The sequence below is a fragment of the Brevibacillus brevis genome, assembly GCF_022026395.1.
Taxonomy (GTDB): Bacteria; Bacillota; Bacilli; order Brevibacillales; family Brevibacillaceae; genus Brevibacillus.
In genome coordinates this window covers 5,272,605-5,290,864 of record NZ_CP041767.1, presented here as the reverse complement: position 1 = coordinate 5,290,864, position 18,260 = coordinate 5,272,605, and the positions used below count along the sequence as shown (strand labels likewise).

Annotated in this window: 23 protein-coding genes; all 23 read left to right on the top strand. The window is 48.1% G+C overall.

Annotation, left to right across the window (positions count from 1 at the left end):
• Window positions 1–5: 5 nt before the first annotated feature.
• On the top strand, window positions 6–1,496 hold the full coding sequence (locus FO446_RS25125; RefSeq protein WP_237899414.1) for a sugar ABC transporter ATP-binding protein: 1,491 nt from the start codon (window positions 6–8) through the stop codon (window positions 1,494–1,496).
• Between the two features lies 1 nt (window position 1,497).
• Complete coding sequence (locus FO446_RS25120) at window positions 1,498–2,496, top strand: ABC transporter permease (RefSeq protein ID WP_173611170.1); 999 nt, start codon at window positions 1,498–1,500, stop codon at window positions 2,494–2,496.
• 144 nt (window positions 2,497–2,640) lie between these two features.
• Complete coding sequence (locus FO446_RS25115) at window positions 2,641–3,825, top strand: glycerate kinase family protein (RefSeq protein WP_237899413.1); 1,185 nt, start codon at window positions 2,641–2,643, stop codon at window positions 3,823–3,825.
• 56 nt (window positions 3,826–3,881) lie between these two features.
• Window positions 3,882–5,222 (top strand): SLC13 family permease, encoded by a 1,341-nt coding sequence (locus FO446_RS25110; protein WP_217367241.1) that lies wholly within the window; start codon window positions 3,882–3,884, stop codon window positions 5,220–5,222.
• A gap of 96 nt (window positions 5,223–5,318) precedes the next feature.
• Complete coding sequence (locus FO446_RS25105; RefSeq protein WP_173611173.1) at window positions 5,319–6,005, top strand: response regulator transcription factor; 687 nt, start codon at window positions 5,319–5,321, stop codon at window positions 6,003–6,005.
• 3 nt (window positions 6,006–6,008) lie between these two features.
• Complete coding sequence (locus tag FO446_RS25100; protein ID WP_237901093.1) at window positions 6,009–7,373, top strand: HAMP domain-containing sensor histidine kinase; 1,365 nt, start codon at window positions 6,009–6,011, stop codon at window positions 7,371–7,373.
• A gap of 12 nt (window positions 7,374–7,385) precedes the next feature.
• On the top strand, window positions 7,386–8,207 hold the full coding sequence (locus FO446_RS25095) for a PepSY domain-containing protein (protein ID WP_221868315.1): 822 nt from the start codon (window positions 7,386–7,388) through the stop codon (window positions 8,205–8,207).
• A 70-nt stretch (window positions 8,208–8,277) separates the two neighbouring features.
• Window positions 8,278–9,801, top strand: a complete 1,524-nt coding sequence (locus FO446_RS25090) for a YcdB/YcdC domain-containing protein (protein WP_237899412.1) — start codon at window positions 8,278–8,280, stop codon at window positions 9,799–9,801.
• A 104-nt stretch (window positions 9,802–9,905) separates the two neighbouring features.
• On the top strand, window positions 9,906–10,121 hold the full coding sequence (locus FO446_RS25085) for a hypothetical protein (RefSeq protein ID WP_217367232.1): 216 nt from the start codon (window positions 9,906–9,908) through the stop codon (window positions 10,119–10,121).
• Between the two features lie 5 nt (window positions 10,122–10,126).
• Window positions 10,127–10,456 carry a DUF2085 domain-containing protein gene (locus tag FO446_RS25080; RefSeq protein WP_173611175.1) on the top strand — a complete coding sequence of 110 codons (330 nt, stop codon included), beginning with the start codon at window positions 10,127–10,129 and terminating at the stop codon, window positions 10,454–10,456.
• 94 nt (window positions 10,457–10,550) lie between these two features.
• Window positions 10,551–11,366, top strand: a complete 816-nt coding sequence (locus FO446_RS25075; protein ID WP_173611176.1) for an alpha/beta fold hydrolase — start codon at window positions 10,551–10,553, stop codon at window positions 11,364–11,366.
• 136 nt (window positions 11,367–11,502) lie between these two features.
• Complete coding sequence (map, locus tag FO446_RS25070) at window positions 11,503–12,246, top strand: type I methionyl aminopeptidase (RefSeq protein WP_173611177.1); 744 nt, start codon at window positions 11,503–11,505, stop codon at window positions 12,244–12,246.
• A 123-nt stretch (window positions 12,247–12,369) separates the two neighbouring features.
• Window positions 12,370–12,927 carry a DNA-3-methyladenine glycosylase I gene (locus FO446_RS25065; RefSeq protein WP_237899411.1) on the top strand — a complete coding sequence of 186 codons (558 nt, stop codon included), beginning with the start codon at window positions 12,370–12,372 and terminating at the stop codon, window positions 12,925–12,927.
• Window positions 12,928–12,955: 28 nt separating this feature from the next.
• A complete protein-coding gene (locus tag FO446_RS25060) occupies window positions 12,956–13,432 on the top strand; it encodes a DinB family protein (protein ID WP_173611178.1) in 477 nt (158 codons plus the stop codon).
• Window positions 13,433–13,806: 374 nt separating this feature from the next.
• The gene (locus tag FO446_RS25055) at window positions 13,807–14,145 is read left to right on the top strand and encodes an RNA polymerase sigma factor (protein ID WP_173611179.1); all 339 of its coding nucleotides are present in this window, start codon (window positions 13,807–13,809) and stop codon (window positions 14,143–14,145) included.
• Complete coding sequence (locus FO446_RS25050; RefSeq protein WP_017251813.1) at window positions 14,091–14,318, top strand: hypothetical protein; 228 nt, start codon at window positions 14,091–14,093, stop codon at window positions 14,316–14,318. The genes FO446_RS25055 and FO446_RS25050 overlap by 55 nt, the downstream gene beginning before the upstream one ends.
• Window positions 14,315–14,512, top strand: a complete 198-nt coding sequence (locus FO446_RS25045) for a hypothetical protein (protein ID WP_173611180.1) — start codon at window positions 14,315–14,317, stop codon at window positions 14,510–14,512. Before FO446_RS25050 ends, FO446_RS25045 begins: the two co-directional genes overlap by 4 nt.
• A 250-nt stretch (window positions 14,513–14,762) precedes the next feature.
• Window positions 14,763–15,416: a hypothetical protein gene (locus FO446_RS25040; RefSeq protein ID WP_173611181.1), complete on the top strand. Its 654-nt coding sequence runs from the start codon at window positions 14,763–14,765 to the stop codon at window positions 15,414–15,416.
• A gap of 200 nt (window positions 15,417–15,616) precedes the next feature.
• On the top strand, window positions 15,617–15,754 hold the full coding sequence (locus tag FO446_RS25035; protein ID WP_173611182.1) for a hypothetical protein: 138 nt from the start codon (window positions 15,617–15,619) through the stop codon (window positions 15,752–15,754).
• Between the two features lie 21 nt (window positions 15,755–15,775).
• On the top strand, window positions 15,776–16,273 hold the full coding sequence (locus tag FO446_RS25030; RefSeq protein WP_229088171.1) for a hypothetical protein: 498 nt from the start codon (window positions 15,776–15,778) through the stop codon (window positions 16,271–16,273).
• Window positions 16,273–16,464, top strand: coding sequence for a hypothetical protein (locus tag FO446_RS25025; protein ID WP_173611183.1), 192 nt, complete (start codon window positions 16,273–16,275; stop codon window positions 16,462–16,464). Before FO446_RS25030 ends, FO446_RS25025 begins: the two co-directional genes overlap by 1 nt.
• A 2-nt stretch (window positions 16,465–16,466) precedes the next feature.
• Window positions 16,467–17,804 (top strand): phage tail sheath subtilisin-like domain-containing protein, encoded by a 1,338-nt coding sequence (locus FO446_RS25020; protein WP_221868319.1) that lies wholly within the window; start codon window positions 16,467–16,469, stop codon window positions 17,802–17,804.
• The gene (locus FO446_RS25015; RefSeq protein WP_007723453.1) at window positions 17,805–18,257 is read left to right on the top strand and encodes a hypothetical protein; all 453 of its coding nucleotides are present in this window, start codon (window positions 17,805–17,807) and stop codon (window positions 18,255–18,257) included.
• The last annotated feature ends 3 nt before the right edge of the window (window positions 18,258–18,260 follow it).

The following is an 18,260-nucleotide window of genomic DNA, read 5'->3' as shown; positions in this document are numbered from 1 at the left end:
GAAACATGTCCACATTGCAGATGAAAGGGATGGCGAAGCAATTTTCTGGGGTTCCTGCCCTGCGATCCGTCAATTTTGAGGTGCGTGCAGGAGAGGTTCACGCACTGCTCGGAGCCAATGGCGCGGGAAAGAGTACCCTGATGAAAATCCTCACGGGAGCGTATCAGGCAGATGGCGGTACGATCACCATCGATGGACAGGCTGTGACGATCAATTCGCCGCAGGATGCCAAAGCACAGGGCATCCAATGTGTATATCAGGAAGTGGACACCGCCTTGATCCCGTATTTGAGCGTCGCCGAAAACATATTGGCGGACCAGCTCGTCCAGGCGAAAACCAAAGGACTGATCAACTGGCAGAGCTTGTACAACGAAACGGAGCAGATTTTAAAAAACTTCGGCTTTTCCATTCCGGTGAGGATGCTCGTCGAGGAATGTACGCTGTCGGAAAAGCAATTGATTTTGATTGCACGGGCGACCGTCCAAAAGGGGAAGTACGTTATTTTCGATGAACCGACAGCGCCGTTGAGCACGAAGGAGAGCGAGCGGCTGTTTCAAATCATTGCGCAGTTGAAAAAAGCTGGAGTCGGGATCATTTATATCTCCCACCGCCTGCCGGAAATCTTTGAAATCTGTGATCGGATCACGATCATGCGCGATGGACAGCACGTCATGACCACAGACACGGTGAATACCAACATGGACGAAGTGATTGCGAACATGCTGGGCAAAAGCTTTGACGAGGAGTTCCCGAAGCTCGAAGTGCCGATTGGGGAAACGATTTTTGAGGCGTCAGGTGTGGCTGGCGGCAAAGTACGCGGAGTCGACCTGCAGGTGCGCGAGGGAGAGATCGTGGGTGTCGTCGGTCTAGTCGGGGCAGGGAAGACTGAGCTCGCCCGATTGCTCTTCGGTGCAGATGAAGCAAAGGCTGGAGCCATTCGATTGCATGGAAAACGTATCCAACTGCACTCGCCAAAAGACGCCGTCGATGCCGGAATCGTACTCGTCCCGGAGGAAAGGCGCAAAGAGGGCATTTTTGTAGAGGAGTCCGTGCAGAACAATCTGTCAGTCGCCTCGTTGAAAAAGAAATCCTGGCTGGGGTTTATCAAAAGAGGGGCGGAAGCGGCTAACGCAAAAGAGCTGGTGCAGCGCCTTGGTGTAAAAGCAGCCGATATCAAGCAGTTGGTCGGTTTTCTCAGCGGCGGAAACCAGCAAAAAGTCGCGATCGGTAAATGGCTGGATACAAACGCTCACCTCTTTATGTTTGACGAGCCGACAAAAGGAGTGGATATCGGAGCGAAAAGCGATATTTACCGCCTGATCGGAAATCTTGCCGAGCAGAAAAAGGGCGTCCTGTATTTCTCCTGTGAGTTTCAGGAAGTTATCGGGATCGCAGATCGGATTCTCGTCATGTTCGAGGGCAAGATCGTGAAGGAATTGAGTCGCGAGGAAGCAACACAAGAGTTGATTATGTACTACGCAAGCGGAGGTGAGTAACGTGGCAGATAAAAAGTTTAGCTTATTTGATTTTGTTTACAAATACGGAACGGTTGCAGTCATCGTTATTGTCATGTTGTTATTCAGCTTGACTAACCCGTATTTCTTCACGTACGACAACTTGACGGACATTCTTCGCTCCATCTCGATTGTGACATTTGTCGCGATTGGCGTTACGTTTTCGCTGATTGTCGGAGGCTTTGATTTGTCTGTAGGATCGACGGTTTCATTGACCACGGTCGTTTCTGCTTCGATGATGGTTTGGTACGAACAGGGAGTCTTCCCGACACTGGTTGTTCCGATTGTACTCAGCTTGCTCGTCGGGCTGATCAACGCGTTCTTGGTCGTGAAAATTCGCATTCCTGATTTGCTGGCTACTCTGGCGATGCTCTACATCGTCAACGGTATTCATATGACGTATTCCCAAGGCTACTCGATCTACGCAAACATGCCGATGCAGGACGGCTCGCAAGCTCCGGGAAAATTTCAGGAATGGTTCCTGTGGCTGGGCCAAGGAGAAATTCTCTCCGTTCCTGTTCCGGTTATCCTGACCTTTCTACTTGTCGCGATCACGCATGTGTACTTGACCTATACGAGACAGGGACGGATGCTGTACATGACAGGCGGCAATTTGGAAGCAGCCCGTCTGTCGGGGATTCCTGTGAATCGCTATCGTACCTTGGCATATGTGCTTTCTGCTCTTTTTGCAGGCTTGGGCGGGATGCTTTTGGCAGCACGGATCGGCACCGGGCAGGTGAGCAGTGGCGGCTCCATGCTGATGGATGCAGTAGCGGCTGCTTTCGTAGGCTTCTCCGTTTTCGGTGCAGGAAAGCCAAACGTATTCGGTACATTTGTGGGAGCCATTCTGATCGGAGTACTACTCAACGGCATGACGATGCTCAATCTGCCGTATTATGCTTACGATATTATTAAGGGGACGGTTTTGGCGCTTGCCCTGGCTGTGACCTATTATCAACTGCGCAGAAAACGAAACGCTTAGAATCGTAACGTTCTTCTTGCTTTTCTCTCATCAACTTCTCATCTTCCTATTATTCCCTTCTCTTTTTTGAAGCTTAGTATTGGTCTTACTCAAGTGAGACCAATGTGAAAGCAAATTCAAATAAAGAGAAGGGATGTTGTTTTTATGCGTATACTCGTTGTGCCTTCGGGCTTTAAGGAAAGCTTAGATGCTGAGCAAGCCGCTGAGTGCATGAAAGAAGGAATTCTGCGCGTGCTCCCGCTCTCCCAAGTACAGACACTGCCGATGGTAGACGGAGGAGAAGGCTTTACAAAAGCGATTGTGAAAATTTCGAATGGCTCGATAATCGATAAGGAAGTAACAGGCCCTGTAGGGGAAAAGATTCCTTCCCATTTCGGAATATTCGGATCAAAGACGACAGGTCAAACGGCTGTGATTGAGATGGCGGCAGCAGCGGGACTACGACTGGTTCCAAGGAGCTTGCGTGACCCGCGCAAAACGACGACACATGGCGTCGGTGAATTGATCAAAGCGGCGCTGGACATGGGGGCAGAGCGTATTTTGCTAGGCTGCGGCGATTCTGGTACTTCCGATGGCGGGGCAGGCATGGCGCAAGCACTTGGCGCGAGATTTTTGGATGCAAGCGGTCAAGAAATCGATATTGAAGGCGGTATCTCGCTGGCAAAAGTAACGAAAATCGATGTTTCCGGGATGGACAAACGACTCGAGCAGGTGCAAATCGATGTGGCTTGCAACTGGTTTAACAAACTGTGTGGGGATAATGGAGTCGCCCGTGTGTTTGGACCGCAAAAGGGAGCGACGCCTGAGCAAGTGGTTGAGCTGGAAGAAGCACTCGAACAATTCGCGTCTATCATTAAGCGGGATTTCGGGATCGACGTCAGAGAAATGCCGGGCAGTGGTGCATCGGGTGGCTTGGGTGCCGGACTGCATGCTCTCACGGGTGCGAATCTTTATCCACGCTACGACATCATCATGAAGTACATTGATTTGGATCGGATGCTTCAAGAGACAGACCTTGTGTTTACGGCGGAAGGAAGCATTGATTTTCAAACACCGCGTGGAAAAATTCCGGTGGAAGTGGCGAAGCGGGCGAAGAAGCATGCCCTGCCGGTAGTGGCTTTGGTGGGGACTGTTGGCAAAGGTGCCCGACTTAATTATGAGCACGGAATTGACGCGTACACGAGTATTTTGCCGATGCCGTCTACGTTGGAAGAAGCATTTATACATGCACAGAAATGGTTGACCGATTGCTCGGAAAGCTCCATGCGAACCATCATGGTGGGCTTGCAGCTCGCAAATCGTTTAATGGCGAAGGAGCAAGTATCGTGATTGCACAGACCGTCGCAAAGGAAAGACCTGCCTGGGTCCTTCCGATTGTCCTGATAATGTTCGTTGAATTACTGCTTATGCTGCCGTCTTCCCTGACATTGGAAGCCAAATGGAGCTTGTTCTGCTTCTGTGTCGCCGTGATCCTGTGGACGACCACCTCGCTGAACTCCGCCTATGTAGCGATTGGCTCCGTATTACTCCTCGTCGTGACAGGAACGGCTGACCAGGAAATTTTGTTCGACTCGCTCGCCTCCGATGTCATTTGGTTAATGATTGGCTCGTTCATTCTCGGCGGTGCGCTTCAAGTGACCGGCTTGGCAGGGAAACTAACAGATCTGGTTGTGAGCCGCGCAAAGAATGTCAAAAGCTTGTTTTGGCTCTTGACGGTCGTCGTTCAATTTCTCGCTTTCTTTATCCCGTCTACTTCTGGACGCGCAGCGGTGCTACTGCCTGTTTTTCACTCGCTGACCTCCGAAATCGGGAACAAGCAAATCACGAAAGCCATGGCGATCCTGATTCCGACGATTATTTTAGTATCGACGAGCTCCACTATGATCGGAGCAGGCTCCCATTTTATCGCGCTCGATATGCTGAAGGAGTTCAATGGGGAAGGGATTAGCTTCGCGGAATGGCTGTTGTGGGGACTGCCGTTTGGAGTAGTGGCCAGCATCGTGACTTGCCGGATTGTTCTGGCTCTGTTTCTCACCAAAGACGAGATGCAGCGCCCACTCGCGAGCAAAAAGCTCTCCCTTACCTTGTCCCGCAACGAAAAATATACGGTTGCCGTGATCGGGGCGATGGTCATTTTCTGGCTGACAGAGCGTTTTCACGGAATCGAGATTGCAACTACGACAGTCGTTGGCGCCTTTCTTTTGACATTGCCGAATGTGGGTGTCATGAAATGGAAGGATGGCGTACAGTCTGTCTCGTGGAATCTGATTCTGTTTGTAGGGGCAGCGATTGCACTCGGAAAGTCGTTGTTGGAGAGCGGCGCGGCAGAGTGGATCATGAAAAAGCTGTTCACGATCACAGAGCATCTGGAAGGGGAATCATCCCTTCTGATCATTGTGGTTATTACCTTGCTGACACTGACCTCCCATCTGTACATTACATCGCATACAACGAGAGCCGTCATTCTTGTACCACCGCTTCTCTACTTTGCGAGCAGCCTTGATTTGAATGAAGTGACCATTTTGTTCTTAGGAATCGTCGGCATGAACTACTGCCTGACCTTCCATGTCAGCTCCAAAGCATTGCTCATGTTCCAGGAAAGCGGCAAGGAGACCTTTTTGCCTAAGGATTTGCTGCGGTTGAGCTTGTATGCAGGGGCAGCCCACGCAATTCTGATGATCGTCTTTTATTACGCGTACTGGCAGTGGGTGGGGTTATCGATATAAGTAAAAAATGATATCTTTCGTACGGATTACTCTTTGATCCACAGCCAATATTTGCTAAACTCATCTGGATAATGGAGCAAGGCTTAGGAGGATTACATGTCGGAGCGAATATTAATTGTGGAAGATGAAGAGAAAATTGCTCGTGTGATTCAATTAGAACTGGAATACGAAGGTTACGAAAGTGAGATCGCAAAAACAGGGCTCGAGGCGCTGGAACAATACAACCAAGGCGGATGGAACTTGGTTTTGCTCGATGTACTGCTGCCAGGTTTGTCAGGCATAGAAGTGCTTCGTCGGATTCGGGTAAAGGACTCCGCGACGCCAGTCATTTTGTTGACGGCCAGGAATGCTGTCGTAGACAAAGTAAATGGACTCGATCAAGGAGCGAACGACTACATCACGAAACCTTTTGAAATCGAAGAACTGCTGGCTCGCATCCGTTCCTGCCTCCGCTTGTCCCAGATGACAAGAAAAGTGGAAGCCAGCTCCAAGGTAGAAGTAGCGGATTTAAGCCTGGATGAAAAATCGCGGGAAGTGACGAGAGGGTCCAGCCAGATCGAGCTGACGCCGCGTGAATTCGATTTGTTGCTTTATTTGATGCAGAATAAAAACCAAGTTCTGAATCGTGAACAGATTCTTACACATGTATGGGGATTTGATTATTTCGGAGACACAAATGTCGTTGACGTGTATATCCGTTACTTGCGTAAAAAGGTGGACCAAGGGTATGAAACCCCGCTTTTGCATACAGTACGAGGCGTTGGTTATATGCTGAAGGGGTAGATGATGAAAATCAAAAATAAAATTCATTTGTTCTCCACGGTCGCACTCTTGCTTCTGTTGCTCATGGTCAACAGCTTCATTTACTTCATGTTCTACAAAGTGACAACAGACGGAGAACTGGATCGTCTGCAACGAGAAGTTCTGCACATTCAGAGTGGACTCAATCAGATTGGTGTAGAAAGTTTCGACCCTGCTACGCTCTTGCAGCCGTATTTGCCACCGAACGGGATGATCCGGATTATCGATCAACAATCGCGAGCGATCGTCACGCAGGAAGTAGACAGCACGCAGCCAATCCCGGCACCGAAGCCCATTTTTGATAGAAAAACGAGTGACGGTGTCTTCGATGTCAACGGAGCGAAATACGCATACGTCAAGGTCCCGATCATTTGGACGAATGGAAAAATTGTCACGTTAGAAGTCATTGAAAGTATTGCCGGTTTGCAAGAAAATTTGAGCCTGCTGCAAAATGTTCTGCTATTTGCTTCGTTGTTCGTGCTGATTCCTGCTTTTTTTGCAGGGCATATGTTGAGCAACCTGATTTTGCGACCAGTCAACTCGATGATTCAAACGATGGAAGACATTCAAGCGCGCAGTATTTTTAAGAAAATACCGCTTGAGCACACATCCAGGGATGAATTGCATGCGTTAGGAAGTACCTTTAACAAGATGATGGATTTATTGCAGCAAAACTTCGAGAAGCAGCAGCAGTTCGTCTCTGATGCTTCCCATGAATTGAAAACGCCGCTGACCGTAGTAGAAAGCTATGCAAAGCTATTGAAGCGTTGGGGGACGAAAAAGCCGGAGGTTCTGGCAGAGTCGGTGGAAGCGATCTATTCCGAAGCCGTGCGCATGAAGGATATGACCAATCAAATGCTCCTTCTTGCAAACAATAGTGCCGAATGGAATCTGGATGTCAAAGAAATCGACTTGATCCCGATGTGCCAAACGACCATTGCACAATTGACCAATGCGTATGGCAGAGCCTTTCAACTGGGCGCAAGCCACGAATCGGTTCCGGTGATGGCCGATGAACAAAAACTAAAACAAGTGCTCGTCGTTTTACTCGACAATGCGATGAAATACAGCTCCAATGAAATTGAGGTTGAGGTGGGGATTCAAGGGGAGCGTCCATTTTTCTCAGTGAAGGACTACGGAATGGGGATTCCCAAGGAAGATTTGCAGCATGTTTTTGATCGTTTCTTCCGTGTAGACAAAGCCCGCAGCCGTGAAACAGGGGGCGTAGGACTCGGTCTTTCCATTGCCAAACAGATCGTCGATGCCCATCAAGGCGATATTGCCCTGGATAGCGAAGAAGGGAAATGGACGCTCGTGACCGTTTTTCTGCCAGGGCAGGCAAAGAAATAGCAGGAGGTACGTATGAATAAAAAGTGGAAAATAGGGCTGCTGGCGAGTTTTCTGTTGGTCACTACAGCATTTGGCATGCAACGGATCTTCGCGAGCATGGATTTGCGGTCATTGTCAGCGGAGGAAGTCAAACAGATCGTGACGGCCCGCTACCCGGGGAAGATTGAATCAATCTCCATGACAAATGTAGGAGAAAACAGCATTTACAATCTCCAGCTCCTCAATGAGCGTGGAACATATAGTGTGATGGTGAATGCACATACGGGCGAAATTATTGATTTGAAGGAGCTATCCTTGGTCGCAGCCACTGCGCAGCCGAAGGCAAACGAAACGACGACGAATCCAATACAGCCGGGTTCAATTCCGACAGCCAGCACAGCACAGCAACCTAATAACGCTGGGAAAGATGCTTCTGGCAACGCGACCAAGCCAGCTACAACCCCAACACAGCAGCAGCCGAAGCCAAATCAAGGCTCGAATCCACCAGCGCAGTCACAGACCAAAATTACGGAACAGCAAGCGAAACAGATTGCGACAGAAAGAACAAGTGGCGGCAAGATCGATGATGTTGATTTGATCGAGACAAAGAGTGGAGCCGTCTATCGGGTGATCACGGAAAAAGACTCGAAAACGGTAGACGTACGCATACATGCTATTACCGGAAAAGTGCTCTCGACTACGACTATCGACAATAGCTCTACCGATGATGACGACGATGATGATCAGACACCAGCGGATAAAAACGGCAGTGCTCCGGCGGATATATCTTCAAGTGATGCTACGAACACCAATGACACCGACGACGATGATCTTGATGATGGTGATGATGATTAGGATTACACATTTAAATAGAGAAAGCCGTCAGTGTCTGCATTGACGGTTTTTTCGTTCGGGAGGGAAAAAAATGATTACATTTCCAACAGAAGCAGTTCGGGAGACGATGGAGAGATGGTTTGGTTTGTTTCCAGAGTTGCGTGAAATGTCTCATCTGCAAATCGAAACGTACGATAAGTGGAGAACTTGGGAGATAAAAGTAGGTCATGATGACACAGAACTGGAAATAGACAAAGAAACGGGATATGTGATGGAATTCGACTTGGATAGAACATACCGAGAGTCGATTGCATATGGTGAGAGGATCGATGCCGAGTCGGCAACCGAGCGAGCTATGGAAGTGGCGGAAAAATTATACGGGGATCATCTGAAAGAGATGGTGAGCGATCATACAGCGAATTTGAGAGAGTATCGTAAGAAAAAACAATGGGAGCTGTACTATCGTTATTTTTTTCATGGGATTCCGCTCTCAGGAGTACATTTGCGGATAGCTTTAGACGAGTTCGGAAATTTAGTAGGTATCTATTACCGCGGATTTCATGATTTTGATCGAAAAGATAAACCGACTAAGCCGCAAATCATAACAAAGGATGAGGCGAAACAAGCGTACCTAGCTTTATTTCAGAACAACATGATGCTCATATGCGATGAACAGGAGGAAGGGCAGCTAAAGTACATTCCTGATGAGGTACCGCTAGCCTATGCAGTCATTCATGCGGAGACAGGACAACCAGCAAAGACAGTCATAGGGGGCAGACGACTTGTAGAGAACCACTCCGAGGTTATTCCCGTAGTTCCTCAAGGGGAATCTATTTTTTTCACAGACATTCAGGAGATCGAGCTATGGCTGAAGGAACATTTTCAAATAGATGTAACTCACTCAGAGATTAAAAGAGCGACAATCGTGACTCCGAATGAGGATGGAATAACTTACTATCCAAGGAGTGGATCTTTCAAATTCGTTGACGCTGCGTCAGATCCTGAGTGGCCTCCTACTATTCATTATTACTGGCCTTTACCAGAAGCTGAGGACGCTGAAACCATTTACGACCCTGATTTTGTGTGCGTTACACTCAATCAAACGACCAACGAGTTACTTGCCTTTACAGTTAATCAAAAAATGGAATATGAAACGCCGCGCCTTTCATTCCAAGATGCTTTGCAAATCGCAAAGAGCTTTTTGGAGAAATACATCGAGCGGGGAATAACCGAGCTGCACTATTTTGAGCTTTTTTATTTGCGCGGTACCGGAAATACCTATTACTTCTATGAGCGCCGACAAGGGATTGTTCTCACCAATCGAGTTTACAACGTAAAAGTGAATCCTTGGACAGGCCAGGTAACGGGTTTTTACAAGCACGATGTACGCCAAAACAAGGAGATTCCCGATCCAGTCACTTGTGTGTCTGCTCGGGAAGCCGCGGAGAGTTTCGTAGGCTTATTTGATGTGGAACTGGAATATGTGCAGGTTGAGGACAGAGATACAAATAGAAGAGAAAAAGCATCTGTTCCGATCCCCGTCTATCGGCTTACATACGCACGTACAGAGCGGTATAAATATGTCGACGCCATAACTAATCAGCCGGGTCGATGACTTCACTCTCTTTCGTAACGCACAGTGAAACTGCAGGTACGCTTTCTCGTAGAAAGAGAAGAAGGGAGAGGGTGTATCTGTTTTTTCTTGGATTAACGCTTTGCATGATCGCATGGATAGCGGGAGGCGTATTTCTGTATCAAGGGGATTATGTTACAGGAGGAGTCTTGATCATACTTGGTTTGCTTGTTTTGATTAGCATGATCCTCTATTATTCGACAAACCGGAAAAAGCGTAAAAATTGCTCGCCAGATTGCAGCCATCTTCCCGTTGATTGTCCGAATTGTGATGCAACCGATTGCGATTGCAAGCCAGATTGAGGGGGATGAAAATGAATACGCAGTGGATTCCCTGTCATCGACGAGCAGATCGTTCCTTTTCTATCGGTGGCAAGAAAATGCCGCTATGTGCCAGGTGTGTTTCGATCCTAGCTGGATACTTGCTGGCGCCTGTTTTTGCAGGAATGCATATCGTGACCTCTTACTATTTCATTGGACTGCTTTTATTGCCCATGCTGATTGATGGCTTTACCCAACATTGGAAGTGGCGAACAAGCAATAACAAACTGCGCTTTTTCACAGGGTTCAGTTTTGGAATCGGACAGTCTTTGCTCATTTCCAATGTCGTTTGGTTTTTAGTAGAGAGACTGGGGTGAAGCGATATGCCTCTATGTACACAAAAATTTCAATATTATGCTAATCCTTTCACCGGGGACATCCCTCCTATATAATACTGGTGGGGGGATATAAGTGATCCATTATAAGACATACATACGTGGTGAGGATTGCGAATGGGTGACTTTTGTCCATGGGGCAGGGGGCAGCTCGTCGATTTGGTATAAACAACTTAAGGCATACAAAGAGAATTTCAATGTTCTTCTAGTAGATATGCGTGGTCACGGAAAATCTAAAAACATCCCGGGCAAGCTGTTTAAAACATACACCTTTGATGATGTCAGCAGAGATATCATTGAGGTTTTGGATCATTTAAAAATCGTTTCCACCCATTTTGTGGGGATTTCTTTGGGGACGATTATTGTGCAGATTATTTCGGAGCAGGCCCCGGACAGAATGCGTTCTATGGTTTTGGCAGGGGCTGTGACGCACATGAACGTTCGATCGCAGGTATTAATCACGCTGGGGAATATGGTCAAACATTTCATCCCGTACATGTGGTTGTATCGACTGTTCGCATGGGTGATCATGCCGAACAAGCGTCATAAAGAATCGCGTTCCTTGTTTATCCGCGAAGCCAAAAAGCTTTGTCAAAAGGAATTCAAGAGATGGTTCAAGCTGACTAAAGGCATTAATCGTTTCCTGGGAACCCTCTTTGATAAAGAGCCTCCCATCCCTACCTTGTTCATTATGGGGGACGAAGACCATATGTTTTTGCCATTCGTCCAGATGCGTGTGAAAAAAAGGCAATATGCACAGTTGAGTCTAGTCGCTGACTGCGGTCATGTCGTCAATGTCGATCAGCCGGAAGAATTTAACCGAATCTCCATCGGGTTTATTCAAAAGCAGTCGACAATAGCACACAGAATGTATGCACTGAATCCAGCCTAGCTTCGTAAGATAAGAGCCGCAGAGGGTGCTTCTGGGGTTCTTTGTTTTTTCTGCGGGTTGCGATTGGTGATGAAAAATGTTCCAATGTAGGAGTAGAAAAGGGGAATAATTACATTCGTAGACAGGAGGGAATCACATGTCAATTCAAAATGAACATGATTTGATCTGTTTGAAGCGGATCGGTAGTATTGTCGCTGAAGCAAGAGAGGCGATGATAAAAGCAGTGCGGGCAGGCGTGACAACAAAAGAACTCGACCGGATTGGCGGAGAGATCTTGGCAAAATACGGCGCGCGTTCTGCACCGAATATCACGTATGATTTTCCAGGGAATACGTGCATCAGTGTCAATCACATTGTTGCCCACGGCATTCCTGATGATACAGTCTTGAAAAATGGCGATATCATCAATATTGATGTCTCGGCGGAGCTGGATGGATATTTTGCCGATACAGGTGCTTCCATCGTGGTAGGGGAAGGTGAGCCCGAGAAACAATCCTTATGCGAATGCGCCGAGGAGTCGCTGTACAAGGCATTGGATGCGGCAAAGGCGGGATCGAAGCTTAGCCAGATTGGTCGCATTGTTCATCAGGAGGCCAGGAAAAAAGGCTTTACAGTGGTCAAAAACCTTACGGGTCATGGCATCGGCAAAAGCTTGCATGAAGAGCCTGCTTACATTTTGAATTACTATGACAAAAAGGACAGACGCTTGCTCACAGAAGGTCTCGTATTGGCCATTGAAACATTCATTTCAACGGGGACGGAATATGTGGACGATGGCAGGGATGGTTGGGCGCTCATTACGCCTGATAAGAGTTACGTAGCTCAATACGAGCACACCATCGTTGTGACGAAAGGGAAGCCAATTATTTTAACGGCTTGATTGCAGGGAGACCTCAGATGGATGAGGTCTTTTTTTGTAAAGAAAAACTTGCAGAATACCCAATGATTGTATATTCTTTATATAGGAATATATGTTCGCATTTCGTAGAGGAGGCTTCTTTCCATGAATCGGTGCGGCTGGGTGAATCAGGACCCTATTTATATGGATTATCACGATCACGAGTGGGGAGTTCCTGTCTATGAGGATCGGTTGCTCTTTGAATGTTTGAATTTGGAAGGCGCACAGGCTGGACTGAGCTGGTACACGATCCTGAAGAAGCGGGAAAATTATCGAAGAGCGTTTGATAACTTTGAAGCGGAGAAAATCGTTCAATACGATGAAGCCAAAATTGAGCAATTGCTGACAGACGAAGGCATCGTTCGAAACAGGCTGAAGATTCGCGGCGTCGTGAAGAACGCCCACGCGTATTTGCGGGTTGTGGAGGAGTTTGGGTCCTTTAGCAGCTATCTTTGGTCGTTTGTAGGCGGAAAGCCGATCCATAATCATTTTCAGGAAATGAAGGATGTGCCTGCTTCTACCGAAATCAGCGACAAGATGAGCAAGGACCTGAAAAAGCGCGGTTTTACGTTTGTCGGTTCAACCATTTGCTACGCCTTTATGCAAGCAGTCGGCATGGTCAATGATCACGTAGCGACATGTGATCTCTATCAAAAAAACTAGGACGAGCTTACGGGGAGGGGAGAATGGCATGAACGAAAATGATCTCTTAATCTTAAACTTTGAGGAAGTAAGACGTAGAAGCATCAAGGTGTGGAAGGCAATCCCTACAGAAATGCTGAACTGGAAGCCTGACGATAAAGCGTTCACGTGCGGAGAAATGATTCGCCATGTCATCGAGGGTGAGTTTTTGTATCACCAGATTTTGATCCAACGGGGAAGCGCCGCCTTGTCTGACATCCCCAATCCGTATGAAACCAAAGAGTTTTCGAGCGTAGAAGAAGATTTGGCCTTTGCGAAACCGTATCGAGAAGAGTTTCTCCGCTTCGTCAGAGGGCTGTCCAAGAGTGACTTGGAGAGTGTCCGCATCGATCGATCCGATGTAGGCTATGTCCGCACACTTGGAGACATGCTGCTGCGAATCGCTTATCATGAGTCGGTACATACCGGTCAACTGCTAGATTATATGAGAACGATGGGTGTTGAACGTCCGAATATTTGGGATTAAGAGAGTGCGAAAGATAGAAAAGCAAGCAAGTTCTTCTGCTATGGATGCGAGAGGGGCTTGCTTTTTTATTTTTATAAGATATTTCAAGCGTGATGGGCAGATAAAACCAAAAAGTATGAGAATTATGTACTTTTATAGAGTGGGAACATCAGTTATATAAGGATAATTTCATACTTCTACACAAGCACGATCTCCACTCGGGAACGTGCTTTTTTGATGTCTTCTTCTGAAAATTATGCAGTGGATCAACCTGGAAAATCATCTCCAAAAATCTGGTAGAAAGAACTTGAACTTATTACATCAGTATGAGATACTTGTACTACAAGAGAACGAATGTTCCTATTTCCGGATGAAAAAGACAGAAGGTGAAGCAAGTGACAGATGAGCAGTTGAAAGAGCATTGCAGAAAAGTGCTCAAGAGGATTGCTTGGCGATTGCAGTACGCCGCCAAGAAGCGTTTGTACAGGGAGACGGTGATCAAAGAGGAGATGCGGGGAACGGAAGCGATCGAGGACAATCTGTCGGATCTGTATGTTCAGGAGGTGTTGATGCAACTCCCAGAAAAAGCCCGGATTATTATCAAGCAGGTCGTCCTACAAGGAATGACAGAAGAACAGGTAGCCAAAAAACTGAATATGACCAGACAAGGAGTGAGTAAATGCAAAAACAAATATTTGCGCCAATTGGCCGAGAAGCTGACTCGTTCAGCCTGACCCTCCAAAAAGCACAGTCAGGAGATAATCGGGCTGTACTGACGATCCTCGACTTTCTGCTTCCTGACATGGAGTACCTCGCTTCCTTTATCAAACTACCTCGCGAAGAGAGCATGCAAGAAATGAAAACCGCGATGCTCGAAGCGATCCGCAGTGGAGAAGTGATGCTATGATGACGATTGATTACGTTCAGGTTCTCGCGGTTGTCGTGTGCTTCCTTGCTTTAATCGTCACGTTTAAGCAGGTGGATTTGCAGATTCGGATTAATAATCTGTTCAATCTGCAATTAAAGGCAAACAAAGAGAAAAAGAAAGAGCAACTGGAACAAAAAAAGGAGACTCCGACTGACGATCGGAATCCCCGTTGAATGCTTGGGGCAAAGAATACAACTGGTGAGTATCCTCTTTGCCCCCTTTCATTATACAAGAAAATGACGATGCAAAGGAGATACGTACGAAATGATAGAAGCAGCATTAATCGGAGCAGCTGTTTTATTGGTCGGAGTCATTATCGGACAGATTGGTTTGTCTCAAAGATTAAGAAAAGACGCAAGAGTCAACGAAAACCGATAAGCAATCATACGGACTTCATATATATGACCGAGGGGGAATAGTGCCTTGATCAGCAAAGATATTTTCATGGAAGCAGTATGCGAGGTTTGTCCGGCAACGTGCTGGGGAAAGAAATCACATTGTCAGGTTCATGATAAGCACGTAGGAAAAATCGATTCTTGCCCGGAGTGGGACAAGTACATGCGGGATCAAGAGGCAAAAGGGCAGCAAAAGACAGTATCCGCTAGAAAAGAAGGCTTCGTCCGGCTGAGTGAGCAAGCACCCATTGTAGATTTTCTACAGAAAGCCGAGGAAGAAATCCGCGACTATAATTACATGCAAATCGAGATCGTTCGTATCCAGCGTTTTTTGCGCGAGGCGGGGGAAGGAATGGTCTCTCAGTATGGATTGGATGCAGGCATGCCAAAAGGAAAGGGCACCACGGGAGATAAGACGCACGCGGAGGTTGTACGCCGGGAGCGAAAGTGGAAAAGGCTGCAAAATTTGCAGGATAAAATTGAGCGGATCAATAAAGCGGTAGAGACGATTCCGGGGGAGCAGGAACGCTTGGTGGTCGAGGCTTTGCTGGATGGCGACAAGAACAATCTGATTGCCAAAGAAATCGGTGTGTCCCGTCAGCGGTATTATGAAATCAAGCGCAGTGCGGTGATGAAGATGGCATGGGCGATGTATGGTGATCAGGCTCAGCAGACCGGATGATGATTTAATAGATGAGAAGCTGTCTGGAAGATGACAGCTTCTTTTCATTTTCACAAGTATGATTGAGGTTGACAAAGGTTGACACTTCCTGACACATCGGGTCATTTTCCCGGTTTTTCCTCCGAATCAGTTATACTTGAGTCAAGCGAAACAAGTAAGAGAGATACGAGCCATCCGAAGAAGCTATCGGGTGGCTTTTTATGTACGCCGACGGCTCAAATGCCCGGCGAGCGGGGAAAATGGCGATGGCGCCACACGATGTTGCGAGTTCAAAGCTACAGGCTACTCGCTCCCTGCTCGGCGGGTATTTGCCGTGGATGCCTTGCCAAATGAAGTGAAATAGTGGGGGGAAGAGTCATGTGACGAAGACAGAAGAGAATACCACAAGTATGGGAGGTGGAAGCTGGATGGATCGTGAGCTAGCCGTTCTCATTGAACTGGTGAAGGAAGCGTATCCAGAGCTGGCTACTGTTGTAAATGTGGACGACTGGATGGCGCAGCGATTTCAGCCGCCTATCGCGTTTCTTTTGACGCAAGGGGTCCGTGAAGAAGGAAGAAGCCTCACTTCCTATCAGGTTGTCTCAGAAGCAGCCATCGTCCTCCACTATCCAAGGGTAGCAGGCGTCTACCAGCCGCTTTCGGCTGAGCCGCTGCGTGAGCTTCTTCGCCAAAATCAATTTAGCTATCAAGGCAAATCGTCTGGATTGTCCATCGAGATCGACAGCTCCACCTTGCGTATTTGGCGGGATAAAAAGGACCGGACGGAGATCGCGTTCCAGTTCACCTACAACGTGGCGGTGCAGAGAGCAGCCACAGAAAAAATCAATGAATTTGATGTAGAGGGGGTCCGATCATAGTGGCACGAAAAGAACAACAAGCACAGGCCCCAGAGCTTGTGCAAACCAAACAAGCGTGGATCAAGAGCGCCGCTTATCTTGGAGCCGAACGGTTCGAGGTAGCAGGTGCTCTTTTTTCTGAAGCAGATGATCAACTACTGGCAGAAGGACAAGTGAAGAGCCGACTGACCAAATACAAAGGCGGGGTGTAAACATGACCATTCAACGTGAACGTCCGGGTGTAACGGTCGAACTGATCGCAAAAGCAAAAGAACGTGTAGTACCGAAGAGCGGTGTCGTACTGGTTCCGTATCAAGCAGAGTGGGGCGCGTCAGATGAGCTCGTCAAGCTGGGGAGCTTTGAGGAGCGACTTGCCCACACATTTGGCAAGGTCGATACCGTGGAGCTGGCAGCAGAAGGCGGCGCGACGATTCTCGCGTACCGCATGACGAATGGCACAGCCACAAAAGCAGCGTATGAGCAAGCGGATGCAATCAGAGTCGAGGCTCTGTATCCGGGTTTGGTAGGTAACGAGCTGAAGGTTATGATTACTGCCTCGACGTCCGAGCCAGGCAAGAAGGAACTCCAGGTAACAGGTCCGCTGCAAACAGAGAAGTTTTCGTTTGTGGATGCGAATGAGTTGGCAGCGAAAACGAGCCAATCCAACTATGTGCGTGTGAAAAAACTGGGCGAGACTGCCGTTACAATCGTGCCAGAAACAGCCCTGACAGGAGCGAAAAGTGGCACAGTAGCGCTTACCGCAGCTGACTCAACTAAGCTGTTCATGGCTGTGTCCGGTGCTGATTTTGACACGATGTATCTGCCTTTTGACGATGCGGCTGTACAAGCGGCAGCGAAGCAATTCATGAGCGATCGTCGTACACAAAACAAGAAGCTCAGTACACTGGTAATCGGCGGAAAAGCGACGGACGACGAGAACATGGCGAAGCACATCGAGCGGTCTGTGGCGCAAAATGCCCGTTTTGTTGTGAACAGTGCTATCGCTGGTCAACACAACAACGGAAAAGTATACGGCAGTCTGGAGTGGGCAGCATGGGTGGCGGGTATGATCGCCGCGACACCTGCGCATGAATCGCTGACGGCTGTCGTCGTTCCATTGAAAAAAGCGCTCAAGGATTGGGGCCACACCGATATTTTGAGTGCGCTCGGCTCCGGTACGCTGATCGCAACCCGCGACGGGGATGTGTACATCATCGAGAGCGCCGTCAATACGCTGGCGGTCCTTGGTACGCATGAGCGCGAGGACTACGGCAAAATCCGTGTGAGCATGACGCTGGATCAGATCGTCAACGACATCAGCCAAGTCGGCAAGAAATACAAAGGCAAGCTCGGCAACAACGATTTGGGCGGGGCGGTATTTGTCTCTGCCGTCAACGCGTACATGACCGTTCGCGAGCAGCAGGGCGCCATTGATACGGGCTGGACATTTACGGATAAGAAGAACGGCATCGGGGATCGCCGTGGCTTCCTCTTGTCTGCGAAGCCGCTTGATGCCATCGAATACTTTGACATTGACTGGGAGGTGCTGTAATTGGCTATTGCACGCGATATTAAACTGAAGAACTGCCAAATTTACGATGAAAACGGAGACCCGATCTTCGGTACTCTGGAAGGAAAAATGGTGCTCAAGGTAGAGTACGGCGACACGAATCGCCTGCAAAAAGGAAAAATCCAGACCGTCAACGACTGGCATGTAGAAGTGACATTGAAAATTACCGCAACCAACGCTGCGTTGAAATACTACTGCGTCGATCAATTGACTCAAGGCAAAACCCCAGTCCTCCCATTCCTGATCGGCGAGACGCTGGACAAGGAAGCCGGTAACTCCGAACGCGTCCGCATTTCCAATATCGTGCTGAACCCAGACGAAATTACGCTGTGGGAAGCCAAAGCAGACGGCAACGATCACGCGACCTACGACCTGAAAGGGATGTCCATCGAAAAGCCGGACTACCTCGATGAATTGCCAACCTACACGGAATAGGAG